Origin of the sequence: Chromobacterium sp. ATCC 53434 (genome assembly GCF_002848345.1) — a bacterium.
Lineage (GTDB): Bacteria > Pseudomonadota > Gammaproteobacteria > Burkholderiales > Chromobacteriaceae > Chromobacterium.
The window spans coordinates 2804330-2823717 of sequence record NZ_CP025429.1 but is presented as its reverse complement, the minus strand read 5'-3'; the positions used below and the strand labels follow the sequence as shown (position 1 = coordinate 2823717).

Sequence of the window (19388 nt, the reverse complement as noted above, 5' to 3'; positions counted from 1 at the left end):
GACAGTAAATTTCATTGAAATCAATAATATAGGACATTTTTTACCAATTCTGTAGATTTAAATGTCTGGCATGCCTTCTGAGTCCGAATATGGCGATGTTGTTGATTCGGGCCTTCTTTCCCTGGTGCTGATCGCCCGTTATCACGGCATCGCTGCGGACCCTTCGCAGCTACGTCATCAATCCGGCCTGTCGTCGGCCCTGCAAGAGCCTGAGCTGTTGCTGGCGGCCCGCGGCATGGGCTTGAAAGCCCGTGTGGTGACGTTGAAGTTCGACCGGCTCGGGCAGGCTGCCCTGCCTTGCCTCGCGCTGACCGAATCCGGCCGCCATTTCGTGCTGGCGCGGGCGGACGACAGCCACGCGCTGGTGCAATTCCCTGACGAGCCGGGGCCGCGCAAGATGGAGCTGTCCGCCTTGCAGGCGATGTGGCAGGGGCGGGCCATGCTGTTCGCCTCGCGCGCGTCGCTGGCTGGCGAATTGGCTCGTTTCGATTTCTCCTGGTTCATTCCCGCCATCGTCAAATACCGCCGGTTGCTGCTGGAGGTGCTGGGCGTGTCCTTGGTGCTGCAGCTGTTCGCGCTGGTTTCGCCGCTGTTTTTCCAGGTGGTGATGGACAAGGTGCTGGTGCATCGCGGCTTTACCACGCTGGATGTGATCTGCATCGCGCTCCTGGTTTGCTCGGTGTTCGAGGTGTTGCTGACCGGCCTGCGCAGCTATGTGTTTTCGCACACCACCAACCGTATCGACGTGGAGCTGGGCGCACGCTTGTTCCGTCACCTGCTGGCGCTGCCTTTGCCGTATTTCGGCGCGCGCCGCGTCGGCGATACGGTGGCGCGGGTGCGGGAATTGGAAAGCATCCGCAACTTCCTGACCGGTCAGGCGCTCACCGCGGTGATCGATGTGCTGTTCTCGGTGGTGTTTCTGGCGGTGATGGCCGTGTACAGCGTCAAGTTGACGGTGATCGTCGCGCTGTCTTTGCCGTGTTATGCCGTGGTGTCCGCGCTGCTGGTGCCGCCGCTGCGCAGCCGTCTGGACGAGAAATTCGCCCGCGGGGCGGACAACCAGGCCATGCTGGTGGAAACCGTGTCCAATATCGAAACCGTCAAGGCGATGGCGGTGGAGCCGCAGTTCACCCGGCATTGGGACCAGCAACTGGCCAGCTATGTCAGCGCCGGCTTCCGTGTCGGCAATCTGGCCAATATCGGCCAGCAGGGCATCCAGTTGATCGGCAAGCTGGTGACGGTGGCGACCCTGTGGCTGGGCGCCAAGCTGGTGATAGACGGCTATCTCAGCGTGGGCCAGCTGGTGGCGTTCAATATGCTGGCCGGCCGCGTTTCCGCGCCGGTGCTGCGCCTGGCCCAGCTGTGGCAGGACTTCCAGCAGGTGGGCATCTCGATGCAAAGGCTGGGCGATATCCTCAACACCCGCAGCGAACTGCCGCAAAGCCGCCAGGCCTTGCCGGCGTTGCGCGGCGACATCGAATTCGAAGACATCCGTTTCCGCTACACCCCGGACGGTCCGCAAGTGTTGAAGGGCGTCAGCCTGCAGATCCGCCCGGGCGAGGTGATCGGCATCGTCGGCCGTTCCGGCTCAGGCAAGAGCACGTTGACCAAATTGCTGCAGCGGCTGTATCTGCCGGAGGGCGGCCGTGTCCGCATCGACGGCATCGACCTGGCGCTGGCCGATCCGGCCTGGCTGAGGCGCCAGGTGGGCGTGGTATTGCAGGAAAACATGCTGTTCAATCGTTCCATACGCGACAACATCGCGCTGGCCGATCCAGCCTTGCCGCTGGAGGCGGTGATGCAGGCGGCGCGGCTGGCCGGCGCGCACGACTTCATCAGCGAGCTGCCGGAAGGCTACGACACCCGGGTAGGCGAGCACGGCAACGGGCTGTCCGGCGGGCAGAGGCAGCGCATCGCCATCGCGCGGGCGCTGGTTATTAATCCGGCAGTAATAATCCGTACAGATTGTATACTTCCGGCATGGAAAAAATCGATGTGCGCAAGCTTGAACTGGCCGCCCGTGAGCAGCTGAGGCGTACCGCTATCCGGATGTACAAGCGAGGCCGGTCTCAAGCCAGTATTGCCGAAGAACGAACTCGGGCTGCGCCGCCCCACCATTTCCGCCTGGGTGGTGCGTGAGGCAGCACTAGGTGCGCAGGGATTCAAAGAACAGAAGCGCGGTCGCGCCGAAGGCACCGGCCGTCGGCTGACCGAGGCGCAGGAAGCCCGGATCAAGCAGGACATCGTGGATCGCACGCCAGACCAGATGAAGCTGAGGTTTGCCCTGTGGAGTGCTCAGGCGGTCAAGGCTGTAATCAAGCAGATGTTTCTGATCGATCTGCCGATCCGTACTGTCCGTCTGTACTTGGCCCGCTGGGGCTTTACGCCGCAGCGCCCGCTCAAACGCGCTTATGAGCAGCGACCGGCAGCAGTCGAGAAATGGCTCAAGGAGGAATACCCGGCTATCGTCGCGCGTGCCAAAGCGGAAATGGCTGAAATCAGCTGGGGCGACGAATCGGCGGTGTCGAGTGTTGAGCACTTTCCGCGTGGCTACGCCCCAAAAGGCCAAACCCCAGTTCTGGTGTTATCCCAATCGAAAAGAGCGCGCATCAACTTGATTTCGGCCATTACCAACCAAGGCAAGATGCGCTTCATGCTGTACCGGGAGACCTTGACGGCCCGGGTGCTGATCAAGTTTCTGATGCGGCTGATCCGTGATGCTGGCGGCAAGAAGGTGTTCTTGATCCTCGACAACTTGCGCGTGCATCACAGCAAGCTGGTGCAAGCATGGTTGGAGGAGGAAGAGAACAAGAAGGCGATTGAGTTGTTCTTCCTGCCCAGCTACTCACCGGAACTGAACCCGGATGAATACTTGAACGGCGACCTGAAGGCCAGAATGAGCGCAGGTGAGCCGGTTCGATCAGACGGTCAACTTCAAGGGAAAGTGCTGTCCCATTTACGCTCATTGCAGAAGCAGCCGGCCAGAATCCGGTCGTACTTCCGGCATGAAAAAATCCGCTACGCGGCATGAGCTTTCTGTACGGTATTTGACTGCCGGATTAATATGTGTATGTGTTCGATGGGGTCAATATGTTCGACCATGCCGATCCCAAGAGTCCGCCGCAGCTGTCGCAGCGCGAGCTGTGGTCCGACGATTACAAGAAGATGGCCGCGATGGTGGGCATGCTGGAAGTGTTCAACGGCCAGGCGCTGTACGACCCGCAGCAGACCGGACTGTTGTGGGGGCATGCCGGCATACATATGCAGACCAACAACGGCGCCGCCGTGGGCGGATCGGGCTCGGCCCTGGAAACCGGCACATACGGCATTGCCGTCAGCGCAGACCAGGTTGCCAATCTGCAGCAGAGCTATCTCGCCTTTGAGCAGAGTGTCTATCAGGGTCTGCTGATGCAGACCCGTCTGAAGCCGTATCTGGACACTATCACTGTACATAGCGATGCCCAAGCAGGTACTCGCTTTGATTGCGGCGGGCTGGACAAGCTGCTGGACTCCCATTACGCGGCGGATCCGGTCAACGCGGCATTGGACATGGTGGAGCTGGCGGGGTACGGCAACGATGTGCTGTCGGCTATCCAATACGATTTTGCCGCGAAGCTGAGCCAGTGGGCGCTGCAGATGACGAAGACCGGCCAGTGGCAGAGCGTGGCTGGCCAGTTGCAGGATGGCATGGATTCGCTGTTCACCGGCAGCGGGCTGGCACTGGGCAAGCCCGGCGCCCGCGGTTCCATCATGCTTGCTCCCGACGGGATGCTCACCGCGACCGACAATGCCGGTAAGACGATAGTCGTGGCTGGCAGCGGCAATGACATCATGTTCGGCTATGACGGCAACACCACCTTTTACGCTGGCGCCGGCAAGGACACGATGGACAACCAGGGTGGCAGCGCCACCTATATCGGCGGCAGCGGCTTCGATGTGATGGGCAATGCCCGCTGGGACAGCTTGGCGACGCAGGGCTATACCACTGACGCCAACGGCAAGCGGGTCGGCAGCACCTATATCGCCGGCACCGGCGGCGCGGCGATGTACGGCACGCTGGGCAACAACACCTATCAGCTGGCGCTGGGCAGCGGTTCCGATACCATCTACGGCGCCGGCTACGACCGTCCGGGGCAGTGGCTGAACGGCATGGACGCCGCCAGCAACAGCGTGATCCAGTTCGGCCAGGGGATCAGCTTGAAGGATGTGCAGGTCGAGACCAATGGCGTCGACCTGATCCTGCATTATTCGGGCAAGGACGCGGTAACGTTGAGCGGCTGGTTCAATGCGGCACTGTACCCAGTGCAGACGCTGCAGTTCGCCGATGGCAGCAGCTATAAGCTGCCGGACCTGCTGAACACGCTGCCGAACGTCGCCAACCACGCCGTTAATGGCGTGGCGTATGGTGTGGGCCTGAACCAGCACCTGATGTCCGACGGCGGCAACGACACGCTGCATGGCGGCGCCGGCGAGGTTACGTTGACCGGCGGCGCCGGCAACGATGTGATGTATGGCGGCACCGGCAAGAATACCTTTCAGGGCGGGGCGGGCAATGCGACGATGCTCGGCGGCGTTGGCGCGCAGAGCAACACCTTTATCGGCGGCAGCGGACGCGACACGATGGACAGCCAGGGTGGCAGCGCCACCTATATCGGCGGCAGCGGCTTCGACGTGATGGGCAATGCCAGCTGGGCTGGCGCGGCCACGAAGGGCTACACCGTCGATGCCGGCGGTAACCGCGTCGGCAGCACCTATATCGCCGGCACCGGCGGCGCGGCGATGTACGGCACGCTGGGCAACAATACCTACCAGCTGGCGCTGGGCAGCGGCTCCGACACCATTTACGGCGCCGGCTACGACCGTCCGGGGTTGTGGCTGGACGGCATGAGCGCCGCCAGCAACAGCGTGATCAAATTCGGACAGGGAGTCAGTCTGAAGGATGTGCAGGTCGAGACCAATGGCGTCGATTTGATCCTGCACTATTCGGGCAAGGACGCGGTGACGCTGAGCGGCTGGTTCAATGCGGCGCTGTACCCGGTGCAGACGCTGCAATTCGCCGACGGCAGCAGCTACAAGCTGCCGGATCTGTTGGGCACGCTGCCGAACATCGGCAACCACATGGTCAATGGCACGGTGTACGGCATCGGCCTGCATCAGCAATTGCAAGCCGATGACGGCAACGACACGCTGCGCAGCGGCGCCGGCGACGCGACGCTGACCGGCGGCGCCGGCACCGACCTGATGTACGGCGGTCCGGGCAACAACCAGTTCATCGCCGGCAGCGGCCCGGTTTCGATGTACGGCGGCGTCGGCAACAACACCTTCCAGGGTGGCGCCGGCACGGCCTATATGCTGGGCGCGGCAGCCGGTCACAATACCTTCATCGGCGGCAGCGGCAAGGTCACGATGGAGGCACTGGGCGGCAGCGCCACCTATATCGGCGGCAGCGGCTTTGACATTATGGGCAATGCCAGCTGGGATAGCGGCGCGACTCACGGCTATACCGTCGACGCCAGCGGCAACCGCGTCGGCAGCACCTATATCGCCGGCACCGGCGGCGGCATCATGTATGGCACGCTGGGCAACAACACCTACCAGCTGGCGCTGGGCAGCGGCTCGGACACCATCTACGGCGCTGGTTACGACCATCCGGGATTGTGGCTGGACGGCATGACCGGCAGTAGCAATAGCGTGATCAAGTTTGGGCCGGGAATCAGCTTCAACGATTTGAAGGCCGAGACCAACGGCTCCAACCTGATCCTGCATTACTCGGCCAAGGACTCTGTGACGTTGGGCGGTTGGGTCAATGCGGCCTTGTATCCGGTGCAGACGCTGCAATTCGCCGATGGCAGCAGCTACAAATTGCCGGATCTGGCCGACAAGCTGCCGAAGTACGTCAATAATCAGCCACAGACAGCCGGCAGCGGCGACGAGACGCTGACCGGCGGCGCCGGCACCGACCTGATGTACGGCGGTCCGGGCAACAACCAGTTCATCGCCGGCAGCGGCCCGGTTTCGATGTACGGCGGCGTCGGCAACAACACCTTCCAGGGTGGCGCCGGCACGGCCTATATGCTGGGCGCGGCAGCCGGTCACAATACCTTCATCGGCGGCAGCGGCAAGGTCACGATGGAGGCACTGGGCGGCAGCGCCACCTATATCGGCGGCAGCGGCTTTGACATTATGGGCAATGCCAGCTGGGATAGCGGCGCGACTCACGGCTATACCGTCGACGCCAGCGGCAACCGCGTCGGCAGCACCTATATCGCCGGCACCGGTGGCGGCATCATGTACGGCACGCTGGGCAACAACACCTACCAGCTGGCGCTGGGCAGCGGCTCGGACACCATCTACGGCGCCGGTTACGACCATCCGGGATTGTGGCTGGACGGCATGACCGGCAGCAGCAATAGCGTGATCAAGTTTGGGCCGGGAATCAGCTTCAGCGATTTGAAGGCCGAGACCAACGGCTCCAACCTGATCCTGCATTACTCGGCCAAGGACTCGGTGACGTTGGGTGGTTGGGTCAATGCGGCCTTGTACCCGGTGCAGACGCTGCAATTCGCCGACGGCAGCAGTTACAAGCTGCCAGATATGGCCGACAAGCTGCCGAAGTACGTCAATAATCTGCAGCTGACCGCAGGCAACGGCGACGAGACCTTGACCGGCGGTTCCGGCGACAACACGTTGCGCGGCGGGGCCGGCAATGACGTGATGTTGGGCGGCATCGGCGCGCACAGCAATACCTTCATTGGCGGCAGCGGACGCGACACGATGGACAGCCGTGGCGGCAGCGCCACCTATATCGGCGGCAGCGGCTTCGACGTGATGGGCAACGCCAGCTGGTCCGGCGGAGCGACGCAGGGTTACACCACCGACGCCAGCGGCAACCGTGTCGGCAGCACTTATATCGCCGGCACCGGCGGCGCGGTGATGTACGGCACGCTGGGCAACGATACCTACCAGCTGGCGCTGGGCAGCGGTTCCGACACCATCTACGGCGCCGGCCACGATGCGCCCGGCCAGTGGTTGAACGGCATGAATGCCAGCGCCAACAGCGTCTTGAAGTTTGGCGCCGGCATCGCCATCGGCGATCTGAAACTGGAGACAAATGGCGCGGACCTGATTCTGCACTATTCGGACAAGGATGCCGTGACGCTGGGCGGCTGGTTCACCTCGACGCTGTATCCTGCCCAGACGGTGCAGTTCGCTGATGGCAGCAGTTACAAGTTGCCGGATTTGTTGACGACGTTGCCGAACGTCGGCAACCACGTGGCCAATGGCGTAGCCTATGGCATCGGCCTGCATCAGCAACTGAAGGCCGATGACGGCAATGACACGCTACGCAGCGGCGTCGGCGACGCGACGCTGACCGGCGGCGCCGGCACCGACCTGATGTACGGCGGCCCGGGCAACAACCAGTTCGTCGCCGGCAGCGGTCCGGTTTCGATGTATGGCGGCGTCGGCAACAATACCTTCCAGGGCGGGGCTGGCACGGCCTATATGCTGGGCGCGGCGGCCGGTCACAATACCTTCATCGGCGGCAGCGGCAATGCCACGATGGAGGTGCTGGGTGGTAGCGCCACCTATATCGGCGGCGGCGGCTTCGACGTGATGGGCAATGCCAGCTGGTCTAGCGGCGCGACGCAGGGCTATACCGTCGACGCCAGCGGCAACCGCGTCGGCAGCACCTATATCGCCGGCACCGGTGGCGGCATCATGTACGGCACGCTGGGCAACAACACCTACCAATTGGCGCTGGGCAGCGGTTCCGACACCATCTATGGTGCCGGCCACGACGCGCCCGGCCAGTGGCTGAGCGGCATGAATGCCAGCGCCAACAGTGTTCTGAAGTTTGGCGCCGGCATTGCGCAGACGGATCTGAGGGCCGAAGCCAGCGGCACCGACTTGATCCTGCATTACTCGGCCAAGGACTCGGTGACGCTAGGCGGCTGGTTCAATGCGGCTTTGTACCCGGTGCAGACCGTGCAGTTCGCCGATGGCAGCAGCGTCAAGCTGCCGGATTGGCTGAACAGCACGACCATCCAGATCGATCCGGTCAATGGCGTGTTCAGCGGCAAGGGCGCCAACGAGCTGATGAAATCGGATGGCCAGAACGACACGATGACGGGTGGCGCCGGCAACAACACGTATGAAATCTCGGCGAACGCCGCGCATGTGTTGATCGACAATGCCGCCAGCGGAACCGGGCATTCGGCCGTCGTGCAGTTTGACGGCGCCACCAGCGGCCAGCTGTGGTTCCAGCGCTCCGGCAACGATTTGCTGGTGAGCCAGGTCGGTTCGTCGGCGCAGGTCGATGTCGCCGGTTGGTACGCGAACGGCGCCGCGCATGTGCAGAGTTTCCACGCGGCTGACGGCAAGCAGTTGTCGGATACGCAGGTGGAGGCGCTGGTGAGCGCGATGTCTGCTTTCGCTCCGCCGGCCGCCGGTGCCGCTGCGCTGTCGCAGGATGTGCAGAACAAGCTGCAGCCGGTGTTGTCCGCCAACTGGCATTAAGGTTGTTGTCATCGCCCGGCCGGCTTTGGCCGGCCGGGCTTGGGCGGGGGATCTGCGGATTCCCCGCCCTTTCTGTCGGGTTTGGAATGAGTAAGTTGAAGCTGTTGTTCATACACCAGAATTTCCCAGGCCAGTTTTGCCATCTGCTGGCTCCGTTGTGGCAGTCAGGGCGTTGCGACGTGATGGGCCTCGGCGAGCGCCGCTGGGTGGCGGCCAATCTTGGCCGCTTGCCTGCCGGAATGCCGGTGGTGGGCTACGATATGCCGTCCTCCATCCCGGGGGAGGCGGATGGCATGCTGCGGACCAGCGCGCAGGCGATCGCGCGGGGACAGCAGGTTGCCGCAGCCTTGCTGCGCCTGCGCAAGCAGGGTTATTGTCCGGACGTGGTGTATGCCCATCCGGGCTGGGGCGAGTCCCTGTTCGTCAAGGACGTCTTTCCCGCAGCCCGGCTGGTTCATTACTGCGAGTTTTTCTACCGGGTCGATGGTCAGGATGTCGGCTTCGATCCCGAATTCCCGGATCCCTTCGAGGAGCGGTTGCGGCTGAGGTCGCGCACCAGCCATCACTTGCTGAGCCTGGACGCGATGGACCTTGGCATCAGCGCCACCGAGTGGCAGCGGCAATGCTTTCCATCCGCCTATCGCGACCGCATCGAGGTTGTGCATGATGGGGTCGATACCTCTCTGGTCCGGCCGGATCCGGCAGCCCGCCTGACATTGCCGGATGGCCGGGTTCTGTCCGCGGCGGACGAGGTGGTGACATTCGTCAATCGCAATCTGGAGCCTTACCGCGGTTTTCACTCCTTTATGCGAGCCTTGCCGCGTCTGCAGCGGCTACGTCCCGACGCCCAGATCCTGATTGTCGGCGGAGACGAGGTTTCGTATGGGAAGCAGGCGCCGCCCGGCTATTACCGGCAGCGGATGCTGGACGAGGTTGGCGACGGTTTGAAGCCGGAGAATATCCATTTCCTCGGCAAAGTGCCGTATGACTATTACCTGCGGCTGTTGCAGGTATCGACCGCGCATGTGTATCTGACCTATCCCTTCGTGTTGTCGTGGTCGATGCTGGAGGCTATGGCGTGCGGCGGCGTCGTGATCGGCTCACGGACCGCGCCGGTGGAGGAGGTGATCGACGATGGCTGCAACGGCTTGTTGGTGGACTTCTTCTCGCCCGATGAAATCGCCGATGTGGTGGCCGACGTCTGCCGGCAGCGACATGGCCTGACACCCCTGCGCCAAGCGGCGCGGCAGTCGGTGGTGGAGAGCTACGACTTGCACGACGTCTGTCTGCCACGGCAGTTGCGATTGCTGGGTCTGGCGAACTGACGCTTGATCCGTGATCGCAGAGTGGAGGCGGCGTCTGTCTGACCTGTGGGAACAATGTAAATTCGCACAATCTCGGCCTATCAGCGCTTTCTGTTACAATTCAGACCATGATTCATGTGATTCAAGGTACGGTATGTTGAAGTGCTTCTCGGTGCTGGCGCTGGCGTGCTCGCTGGCGGTTCCGGCCATGGCGGCGGTGACGCCGGCTCCGGACATCCAGGTCAATCCCGCTGGCCGGCATCTGGTGTTGAACCTGCCGCAGGCGCGGCTGTTCCTGTATCAGGACGGCAAGCTGGCGCGGATTTTCCCGGTGGCCGTCGGCAAGATGCTGACGCAGACGCCGGTGGGCAGCTTCGACATCACCGGCATCTACCGCGCGCCCAGCTGGCACGTGCCGAAGTCCATCCAGGAGGAAATGCGCCGCAGCGGCAAGGAAGTGCAGACGGTGGTGCCGCCGGGACCGAACAATCCGCTGGGCCCGGTCTTCGTCCGTTTCGGCGAGAGCAGTCTGGGCCTGGGTTTCCACGGCACCAACGCGCCGGCCTCGGTGCCGGGCTTCCGCAGCCACGGCTGTGTCCGGATGCGCAACGACGACGCGCTGGAGCTGGCCAAGACGGTCAGCCGCGGCGACGCCGTCACCGTCGCCTACCAGACCATCGTGCTGAGCGAGGACGAGGCCGGACAGCTGTGGATGACCGCCTACCGCAACCGCTACAAGCAGGAGGATCCGTCGCTGCCCTACCTGGCGCAGACGCTGCTGGACTGGCAGCGCCAGCATCAGCAGGCGCTGTTCGGCCAGCGGGTCGACGACGCGCTGAAACGGCGGGACGGCACGCCGGTGTGCCTGAGCTGCAAGAGCGGCAAGGCCGCGATCAGCGGCGGCCTGAACGCGATGACGTGGTTGTCCAGGCTGACGCCGGCGACGCCTGCCGCCGAGCCAGCCGCGCCGGCGGCCAGCCAGCCGCAGCAACAGCAGCGCGAGCCGGGACCGCCTTCCGGCCAGCGCGCGCGGGCCGGCTCCGCCAGAAAAGCCGGTTGATTGTTTCCCAGGGGCCGCCGACGCGGCCCCTGTCCATTTCGGACTCAGCTGGCGGCGGCGGTCAGCGCCTGGCCGATGTCGGCCAGGATGTCGTCTATGTGCTCTATGCCGATAGACAGCCGCACCAGTTCCGGCCGCACGCCGGCCTGCAACTGCTCCTCCGGCGACAGCTGGCGATGGGTGGTGGTGGCCGGGTGGCAGGCCAGCGACTTGGCGTCGCCGATATTGACCAGCCGCGTCACCAGTTGCAGCGCGTCGATGAAGCGGCCGCCGGCCGCGGCGCCGCCCTTGATGCCGAAGGACAGGATGCCGGAGGCGCGGCCGCCGAGGTAGCGGTCGGCCAGCGGCTTGCTCGGATGCTCGTCCAGGCCGGCGTATTCCACCCATTCCACCGCCGGGCTGCGCTTCAGGAAGCGCGCCGCCTTCAGCGCGTTGTCGCAGATGCGGTCCATGCGCAAGGCCAGCGTCTCTATGCCCTGCAGGATCAGGAAGGCGTTGAACGGCGACAGCGCGGCGCCCATGTTTCGCAGCGGCACCACGCGGGCGCGGGCGATGTAGGCGGCCTCGCCCAGCGCCTCGACGTAGTTGACGCCGTGATAGCTGACGTCCGGTTCGTTCAGCCGCTTGAAGCGCGCCTTGTGCGTCCCCCACGGAAATTTGCCGGAATCGACGATGGCGCCGCCTATGCTGTTGCCGTGGCCGCCCAGGTATTTGGTCAGGCTGTGGACGACGATGTCGGCGCCGTGCTCGAACGGCCGGCACAGATACGGCGACGGCACGGTGTTGTCGACGATCAGCGGCAGGCCGTGGTGGTGGGCCTCGTCGGCGAAGGCGGCGAAGTCGACGACATTGCCCAGCGGATTGCCTATCGATTCGCAGAACACCGCCTTGGTCCTGTCGTCGACCAGGCTGGCGATCGCCGCCGGATCCTGGTAGTCGACGAAGCGGACTTCGATGCCGAGCTGAGGGAAGGTGTGGGCGAACAGATTGTAGGTGCCGCCGTACAGCGTGCGGGTGGCGATGATATTGTCGCCGGTCTCGGCTATGGTCTGGATCGCGTAGGCGATGGCAGCCATGCCGGACGCCGTCGCCAGCGCGCCTATGCCGCCCTCCAGCGCCGCCAGCCGCTTCTCCAGCACGTCGGTGGTCGGGTTCATGATGCGGGTGTAGATATTGCCCTGCACCTTGAGGTCGAACAGGTCGGCGCCGTGCTGGGTGCTGTCGAAGGCGTAGCTGGTGGTCTGGTACAGCGGCACCGCGACCGCCTTGGTGGTCGGGTCCGGGCTGTAGCCGGCGTGGACGGCCAGGGTTTCCAGTTTCATCGGGGCGGCTCCTGATCAGGCGTTTGTCATGATTCCCTACCTTAACGCCGCCCGCGATCGATCACAAGAACATAAAAATCATACTGGATAGAATCATCTGTTCTATGTCAGCCGCCGCCGACCAGCTCGCCCGCCAGCTCGCCGACGCGGACCAGCGCCCGCTGGTAGGCCTCGTTCCACGGATAGCAGCACGACAGCCGCAGGCAGTTGCGGTAGCGGCCCTTGGCCGAGTACATCGCGCCCGGCACCACGGTGATGCGTTCGGCCAGCGCGGCGCGGAACAGCTGCATGGTGTCGGCGTGGCTGGGCAGCTCCACCCACAGCAGGCAGCCGCCGGATGGCAGCGTGGCGCGGGTGCCGGCCGGGAAGTGCTGGGCCACCGCGCCGCGCAGCTTTTCCATCTGGCTGATGAAGTGGCGGCGGATCAGCCGCAGGTGGTGGTCGTAGCCGCCGCTTTCCAGGTATTCGGCCAGCGTCTCCTCCAATAGCGCCGGCTGGCCCAGGCTGCTGGAGAATTTCAGCCGCCTGACCTCGCTGAGGAAGCGGCCGGGGGCGATCCAGCCTATGCGGAAGCCCGGCGCCAGCGTCTTGCTGTAGCTGGAGCACAAGAGCACCCAGCCGTCGCGGTCATAGGCCTTGACCGCGTCCGGCGTCGCCGCGCCGTAAAACAACTCCGCGTGCGGAACGTCCTCGATCAGCGGCACCTGATAATCGTTGACCAGCTGGGCCAGCCGCTGCTTGGCCTCCGGCGGCATGGTGCTGCCCAGCGGATTGTGCACGGTGGGCATCGCGACGACGGCGTTCAGCCGTTTTTCCGACAACAGCAGCTCCAGCGCGTCCAGCGCCAGGCCGCTGGTCGGGTGGGTGGGGATCTCGATCACCGACAACCCCAGCTCCTTCAGCATCGGCAGCAGCGCGAAATAGGTAGGCGATTCGACGCCGACGGTGTCGCCGGGCTTGCAGACGGCCCTCAGCGCCAGTTGCAGCGCCTCGGTGCAGCCGTTGCTGATCACCAGCTCGTCGGCCGCCAGCACGCAGCCCCAGCTGACCGCGCGCTGGGCGATCTGGCGCCGCAGGCGCTCGGAGCCGGGCGGGAACGGATAGTCGGTGGTCAGTTCCGGCTGCTGGCGCAGCAGCCGGCCCATGATGTGCTTGAAGCGCTTGGTCGGATAGAAGTCGCTGCCGCGCGGGCTGGCCAGCGACAGGTCGATGAAGTCGGCCTGGTTCTGCACGCCCATCACCGCCTCGATCTGGTCCACCACCTCGCCGGTATGGTGGGCGGCGCTCTGCCGGCGCATCCGCGGCAAGGGCAGGTTGGCGGCCGATTTGACGTAGAAGCCGGACTGCGGCCGCGCCTCTATCAGGCCGCGGTCCTCCAGCGTGCGGTAGGTCTGCAGGATGGTGGACGGGCTGACCTTGTGCATCGCGCAGGCCTTGCGCACCGACGGCAGCCGCTCGCCGGGGAGCACGGTGCCGTTCTGGATCAGCGTCGTCCATTCATTGACCAGTTGCTGGTACAGCGTTTCGCCGCTCATGCGGGCTCCTCGGCTAATCGTGGGTACAGGATGTGTCGTCGGCGGTACAGTTTGGCAGAAAACCGACCATAACAGTTTGTGCAATTCAAAACTGTTATGGTCTCAATTCTATTTTTCTGAATCTGTAATTGTCCAGTGGGACGGACTAATATGACGGCCTTGGATCGGGGATCTGCCCCGCATGGACCGGCGTTTGGCCGGTCGCGGTCTTGGGAGTCGTCATGAATCTGCTTGCGCTGGTCACTTATCTGCTGGTGATGTCCATCACCCCCGGCCCCAACAATCTGGTGCTGGCCTCGTCCGGCGTCAATTTCGGTTTTTCCCGCACGCTGCCGTCTCTGCTCGGCATGACGCTGGGACTGTCGCTGCAGATAGGCCTGTTGACGGTGGGCCTCGGCTCGCTGATGTCGCTGATGGAGTCCTTGCAGCTCTACCTGGCCGTCGCCGGTTGCGGCTATCTGTTGTGGTTGGCCTGGAGCATGGCGCGCGCCGGCAAGGCGAAGGGCGGGGAGGCGGGCGCCCGGCCGATGGGCTTCTGGGGCGGCATCCTGTTCAACTGGCTGAATCCCAAGGTGTGGCTGATGGGCTTCAATCTGGTGATGGTCTTCCTGCCGGCGCACATGAATCCGTGGCATGCCGCGGCGCTGTTCGTGCTGATCACCTTCTTCACCAGCCTGCCGTGCATCGCGGTATGGGCCGGCTCTGGCGTGGCGATCCGCCGCTTCCTCGATTCGCCGCCGCGGCTGCGCGCCTTCAACTGGACGATGGCGGCGATGCTGGCGCTGACCGCCGTGTGGTTGTTGGCGCAGATGATGCCGGCCGATTCGCTGTCGGCGCTGACCGCCTGAGCGAACAATCTTTGCAGCCCGCGTTTGCGGGCTTTTTTGTTGGCAGCGTACAATAGCGCCTTTGTGTTTTTCTCAGAGTCCAAGCGATCATGATTCGTACCCGTTTCGCCCCCAGCCCCACCGGTTACCTGCACATCGGCGGCGTGCGCACCGCGCTGTTCTCCTGGGCCTATGCCCGCAAGAACGACGGCGTGTTCGTGCTGCGCATCGAAGACACCGACCTGGAGCGCTCGACGCCGGAATCGGTGAAGGCGATCCTGGACGGCATGCACTGGGTGGGCCTGGACTACGACGAGGGTCCGTTCTATCAGACTCATCGTTTCGACCGCTACAAGGAAGTGATCGGACAGTTGCTGGCCTCGGGCCACGCCTACCACTGCTATTGCAGCAAGGAAGAGCTGGAGGCGATGCGCGCCGAGCAGGAAGCCCGAGGCGACAAGCCGCGCTACGACCGCCGCTGGCGCCCGGAAGCCGGCAAGACCCTGCCGGCCGTTCCGGAAGGCGCGCAGCCGGTGGTGCGTTTCAAGACCCCGCTGGCCGGCGTCGTGGCCTGGGACGACGCGGTCAAGGGCCGCATCGAGATTTCCAACGAGGAACTGGACGATCTGATCATCGCCCGTCCGGACGGCAGCCCGACCTACAACTTCTGCGTGGTGGTGGACGACTGGGACATGCAGATCACCCACGTGATCCGCGGCGACGACCACGTCAACAACACCCCGCGCCAGATCAACATCCTGCAGGCGCTGAACGCGCCGCTGCCGGTGTACGGCCACCTGCCGATGATCCTCAATGAAGACGGCCAGAAGATGTCCAAGCGCCGCGACGCGGTCAGCGTGGTGGACTACGCCGACAAGGGCATTCTGCCGGAAGCGCTGCTGAACTACCTGGCGCGCCTGGGCTGGGGCCACGGCGACGACGAGTTCTTCAGCATGGAGCAGTTCGTCGAGTGGTTCAGCTTGGAGGCGGTCAGCCCGTCGGCCAGCCGTTTCAACCACGAGAAATTTATGTGGCTGAACGCGCAGCACATCAAGGCCGCCGACAACGGCCGTCTGGCCGAGCTGATTGCGCCGCGCCTGGACAAGGCCGATGTCGACACCGCCGGCGGCCCGGCCATCACCGACGTGCTGGCGCTGGTGAAGGAGCGGGTGCAGGACCTGAACGCGCTGGCGCTGGAGGTCGATTACTTCTACAAGAAGCGCGAGCCGGCCGCCGCCGACGTCGAGAAGCACCTGGCCGGCGACGCCGTCGAGCGCATGGGCCGTTTCGCCGACCGTCTGGCCGCGCTGGACGCCTGGACCGCCGAAGGCATCCACGAGCTGTTCAAGCCGTTCTGCGCCGACGAGGGCATCAAGATGGGCCAGCTGGGCATGCCGCTGCGCGTGCTGGTGTGCGGCACCACGCAGACGCCGTCGGTGGACGCGGTGCTGGCGCTGATCGGCAAGGACGAGGTGCTGCGCCGCATCCGCGGCTGAGCCTGTCCGGCAGAAGCAAAACGCCCCGCGACGCGGGGCGTTTTCGTTTGCGTGGGCCGCTTATGGCAAGGCCGCCATGATCTCGCGCGCGGTGGCGACATAGGCCTGGTACTGGCCGGCGCCCTGCGGCGTGGCGTCGTTGGCGCGGATGAAGGCGGCGAAGGCCTGCTGGTGCGCGGCCACCGGCAGCAGCGCGTCGGCGCCGTCGACGAAGCGCAGCAGCGGGTCGAACACCGCGCCGGCCTCGCGTGCCAGGTCCAGCGCGCAACGCTCCTGCGGGCCGTCGTATTCGCCTATCACCGCCAGCACCTGGCGGTCGCTGGGTTCGGGGCCGGGCTGCAGATTGGGCGCGGCGCGGTCCAGCAGCATCAGGCGGGCGTAATGCACGGTGCCGATGACGGCGAGCGCCTGGCGCAACCGGGGCTGGTTGTCCCGTATGGCCGCGGCCAGCGACGAGGGGTCGGCGTCGGCGCGGACGGGCAGCAGCAGGGTGAGGGGATTGGCCATGACAAGCTCCGGATGAATGCCGAATGCAGAGCTTGAACATAGGATTAGGACTATCCGCTTTCAAATGTGGGAAATACTTAGACCCGCTGACAAAACCCCTGATCCTGCGTTGCGCCTTCTTGTCGTACGACTGGTACTGCCTGTGTCGGCGCGCCTTGGCTCAGTAGAGGCTCTTAGAACCTGTTCAGCGTCTGCTATCCCCCGGTCTCGGCCCTGGCCGTCGGACGCCAGTGCAGGGCGCGCCGCTCGGCCCGGCTCACCAGCGCGTCCAGTCCCAGCGCGCAAGCGGTCAGCACGACGATGCCGGCGATGACGGCATTGATGTCGAACATGCCCTCCGCCTGCAGGATCAGATAACCCATGCCACGCGCCGAGCCGAGATACTCGCCGACCACGGCGCCGACGAAGGCCATGCCGACCGCGTTGTGCATGCTGGAGAACAGCCAGCCGGCGGCCGACGGCAGATAGACGTGCCGCATCAGCTGGCCTCGGCCGGCGCCCAGCATCCGGGCGTTCGCCAGCAGCCGGGGATCGACTTCCCGCACGCCCTGGTAGACGTTGAAGAACACCACGAAAAACACCAGGGTGATGCCCAGCGCCACCTTCGACGCGACGCCGAGGCCGAACCAGACCGCGAAGATAGGCGCCAGCACCACGCGCGGCATCGCGTTGGCCGCCTTGATATAGGGGTCCAGTAGCGCCGCGGCCAATGGCGAAAGCGCCAGCCACAGGCCGACGCCGGCGCCGGCGAGCGAGCCGATCAGCAGGGCCAGCAAAGTCTCCAGCAATGTCACGCCCAGATGGGCGAACACGGATCCGTCGGCGAACCAGTCGTACAGCTGCCGGCCCACCTTGACCGGCTCGCCGAAGAAGAACGGCGGCAGGATTTCGCTGGCGGTCAGCCCCCACCAGGCGCCGAACACAACGAGCAGCAGTCCCAGCCGCAAGGCCGTCAGGGCGATAGGCCGCGCCGTCAGCATGCCGTCTCCTTCTCGGCCCGCCGGACCTGTTGTCTCAGCACGCTCCACAAGGCGGCGTGGTAGTCCATGAAGCGGGGCTGCTGCAGCATGTCCTCGACGACGCGTGGGCGCGGCAGTTGGATGGCGAGGCTCTCCACCACCTGGCAGCGCGGCCCGGCCGACAGGACCACCACCCTGTCGGCCAGCGCGATGGCTTCCTGCAGGTCATGGGTGATCAGCAGCGCAGACCGGCGGCCTGTCCGCATCAGGCGCAGCAGCTCGGTGCCCATTTGCTGTCTCAGTTGCGCGTCCAGCGCCGAAAACGGTTCGTCCAGCAGCAGTATCGGCGAGTCGGTGATCAGCATCTGCGCCAGCGCCACCCGCTTTTTCATGCCGCCGGACAGTTGCGCCGGATAGCGGTCGACATCGGCGGCCAGGCCGACGGTCCGCAACCATTGACGTGCCAGCCGCCGCGCCTCCGCCTTGTCCATGCCGCGCAATATCGGACCCAGCGCCACATTGTCCAGCGCGGATTTCCACGGCAGCAGCGTGTCGGCTTGCTGCATATAGCCGGCATGGCGGTTCGGGCCGGCCAGCGGCTGGCCATCGACGGTCACCCGTCCCGCGTCCGGCGCCTGCAGGCCGGCGGCCAGGTTCAGCAATGTCGATTTGCCGCAGCCGGACGGGCCGACCAGCGCCAGAAACTCGCCGGGCATCAGCTGCAGGTCGAACTGCTCGACCACCGGCCGGCCGGGCGCATAGCCGGCCGTCACGCTTTCGAAGGCGAGCGCCGGCGACGTCACGGCTTCGCCGCCTGCTTGCCGGCTTGCAGCACGAAACGGTTGTCATAGCAGGATTCCAGGCTGATCCGCTTCAGCGCCGGATGGTTCGGCAGCAGCGACTGGTAGACATTGCGCGCCGCCTCGGCCGTCATCACGCCGCCGGCGGTGTAGGAGGGCAGGTTCTTGGCCAGCGCCTGCTGATAGACGGCCTGGTTCTTGCCGTAGAAGGCCGGCGGGACGGTCGCGACGATCTGCTGCGGCGTCGCCTGTTTCAGCCACGCCAGCGAGCGGGTCATCGCATCGGCCACCGCCTGCGCGGTTTTCGGATTATCGCGGATGAAGGCGGTCTTGGCGTAGATGGCGCCGGCGGCATAGCTGCCGCCGTAGACCGCCTTGCTGTCGCCCGGCTTGCGGGTGTCGACGACGGCGACGGCGACGGCGCTGCCGTGCCGTTCCAGCACGCTGACGCTGGGGTCGACGCCGACCAGCGCGTCGATCTGGCCGCTTTCCAGCGCGGCGATCGCCGTGGCGCCGGTGCCGACGCCTATCACCGACACGGCGTCAGGCTTCAGGTCCGCCTTGGCCAGCAGCGCGTTCAGGAACAGCTGGGTGCTGGAGCCCGGCGCGCTGATCCCGACTTTCAGCCCCTTCAGATTGGCCGGGGAGCGCCAGGACGCCGCCTTGTCCTTGCGCAGCATCAGCGCCAGTCCCGGCATCTCGCCCTGGGTGACGATGGACTGGATGGCCTGGCCCTTGGCCTGCATCTGCAGCACGTGCTCGAACGAGCCCGAAACCATGTCGGCGCTGCCGCCGATCAGCGCCTGCAAGGCCTTGGCCCCGCCCGGGAAATCGACGACTTCGACGTTCAGCCCGGCGTCGTGGAAATACCCCCGCTGCTTGGCGATCACGAACGGCAGGTAATACATCACGCCGATGCCGCCCACCGCTATCGTGATCTCGCGCTTTTCCGGTCTTGGCGCCTCGGCGGCCTGCGACAACGATGAGGCCAGCAGGGCGGCCAGGCCCAGCGATAAAACGGCGCGACGCGAGTGACGATTCATTTCCCGATTCCCTTAACG

Annotated in this window: 12 protein-coding genes and 1 pseudogene; 7 read left to right on the top strand and 6 right to left on the bottom strand. The window is 64.8% G+C overall.

Annotated elements, in window-relative coordinates; genetic code table 11:
- The first annotated feature begins 70 nt into the window (after window positions 1-70).
- The 5 genes and pseudogenes from CXB49_RS12715 to CXB49_RS12695 all read left to right on the top strand — a co-directional run bounded on the left by CXB49_RS12715 (window position 71) and on the right by CXB49_RS12695 (window position 10881).
- Window positions 71-2032, top strand: coding sequence for a type I secretion system permease/ATPase (locus CXB49_RS12715; RefSeq protein ID WP_158300816.1), 1962 nt, complete (start codon window positions 71-73; stop codon window positions 2030-2032).
- Window positions 1981-3031: pseudogene (locus CXB49_RS12710) on the top strand (IS630 family transposase). The gene CXB49_RS12715 and the pseudogene CXB49_RS12710 overlap by 52 nt, the downstream one beginning before the upstream one ends.
- Window positions 3032-3066: 35 nt before the next feature.
- Window positions 3067-8517 carry a calcium-binding protein gene (locus tag CXB49_RS12705; RefSeq protein WP_101708745.1) on the top strand — a complete coding sequence of 1817 codons (5451 nt, stop codon included), beginning with the start codon at window positions 3067-3069 and terminating at the stop codon, window positions 8515-8517.
- Window positions 8518-8612: 95 nt separating this feature from the next.
- Window positions 8613-9842, top strand: a complete 1230-nt coding sequence (locus tag CXB49_RS12700; RefSeq protein ID WP_101708744.1) for a glycosyltransferase family 4 protein — start codon at window positions 8613-8615, stop codon at window positions 9840-9842.
- A 133-nt stretch (window positions 9843-9975) separates the two neighbouring features.
- Window positions 9976-10881, top strand: a complete 906-nt coding sequence (locus CXB49_RS12695; RefSeq protein WP_101708743.1) for a L,D-transpeptidase — start codon at window positions 9976-9978, stop codon at window positions 10879-10881.
- Window positions 10882-10925: 44 nt separating this feature from the next.
- Here the strand turns inward: CXB49_RS12695 and CXB49_RS12690 are convergent, their stop codons facing one another.
- Window positions 10926-12203 carry an O-acetylhomoserine aminocarboxypropyltransferase/cysteine synthase family protein gene (locus tag CXB49_RS12690; RefSeq protein WP_101708742.1) on the bottom strand — a complete coding sequence of 426 codons (1278 nt, stop codon included), beginning with the start codon at window positions 12201-12203 and terminating at the stop codon, window positions 10926-10928.
- A gap of 107 nt (window positions 12204-12310) precedes the next feature.
- Window positions 12311-13738, bottom strand: coding sequence for a PLP-dependent aminotransferase family protein (locus CXB49_RS12685; RefSeq protein WP_101708741.1), 1428 nt, complete (start codon window positions 13736-13738; stop codon window positions 12311-12313).
- Between the two features lie 221 nt (window positions 13739-13959).
- Between CXB49_RS12685 and CXB49_RS12680 the strand changes: the two genes are divergently transcribed.
- On the top strand, window positions 13960-14586 hold the full coding sequence (locus CXB49_RS12680; RefSeq protein WP_101708740.1) for a LysE family translocator: 627 nt from the start codon (window positions 13960-13962) through the stop codon (window positions 14584-14586).
- A gap of 86 nt (window positions 14587-14672) precedes the next feature.
- Complete coding sequence (gene gltX / locus CXB49_RS12675; RefSeq protein WP_199406873.1) at window positions 14673-16061, top strand: glutamate--tRNA ligase; 1389 nt, start codon at window positions 14673-14675, stop codon at window positions 16059-16061.
- 60 nt (window positions 16062-16121) lie between these two features.
- Here the strand turns inward: gltX and CXB49_RS12670 are convergent, their stop codons facing one another.
- The 4 genes from CXB49_RS12670 to CXB49_RS12655 form a co-directional block, all read right to left on the bottom strand.
- On the bottom strand, window positions 16122-16568 hold the full coding sequence (locus tag CXB49_RS12670) for a hypothetical protein (RefSeq protein ID WP_101708738.1): 447 nt from the start codon (window positions 16566-16568) through the stop codon (window positions 16122-16124).
- A 194-nt stretch (window positions 16569-16762) separates the two neighbouring features.
- Entirely contained in the window at window positions 16763-17548 is a 786-nt protein-coding gene (locus tag CXB49_RS12665; protein ID WP_101708737.1) for an ABC transporter permease, read from the bottom strand.
- Complete coding sequence (locus CXB49_RS12660) at window positions 17542-18330, bottom strand: ABC transporter ATP-binding protein (RefSeq protein WP_101708736.1); 789 nt, start codon at window positions 18328-18330, stop codon at window positions 17542-17544. The genes CXB49_RS12665 and CXB49_RS12660 overlap by 7 nt, the downstream gene beginning before the upstream one ends.
- A complete protein-coding gene (locus CXB49_RS12655; RefSeq protein ID WP_101708735.1) occupies window positions 18327-19370 on the bottom strand; it encodes an ABC transporter substrate-binding protein in 1044 nt (347 codons plus the stop codon). The genes CXB49_RS12660 and CXB49_RS12655 overlap by 4 nt, the downstream gene beginning before the upstream one ends.
- Window positions 19371-19388 lie beyond the last annotated feature (18 nt).

Bases quoted from the DNA above. Each gene is read 5' to 3' on its own strand.
- CXB49_RS12655 (WP_101708735.1), bottom strand. From the start codon at position 19,370: ATGAATCGTCACTCGCGTCGCGCCGTTTTATCGCTGGGCCTGGCCGCC.
- CXB49_RS12715 (WP_158300816.1), top strand. From the start codon at position 71: ATGCCTTCTGAGTCCGAATATGGCGATGTTGTTGATTCGGGCCTTCTT.
- CXB49_RS12685 (WP_101708741.1), bottom strand. From the start codon at position 13,738: ATGAGCGGCGAAACGCTGTACCAGCAACTGGTCAATGAATGGACGACG.
- CXB49_RS12695 (WP_101708743.1), top strand. From the start codon at position 9,976: ATGTTGAAGTGCTTCTCGGTGCTGGCGCTGGCGTGCTCGCTGGCGGTT.
- CXB49_RS12690 (WP_101708742.1), bottom strand. From the start codon at position 12,203: ATGAAACTGGAAACCCTGGCCGTCCACGCCGGCTACAGCCCGGACCCG.
- CXB49_RS12665 (WP_101708737.1), bottom strand. From the start codon at position 17,548: ATGCTGACGGCGCGGCCTATCGCCCTGACGGCCTTGCGGCTGGGACTG.
- CXB49_RS12680 (WP_101708740.1), top strand. From the start codon at position 13,960: ATGAATCTGCTTGCGCTGGTCACTTATCTGCTGGTGATGTCCATCACC.
- CXB49_RS12670 (WP_101708738.1), bottom strand. From the start codon at position 16,568: ATGGCCAATCCCCTCACCCTGCTGCTGCCCGTCCGCGCCGACGCCGAC.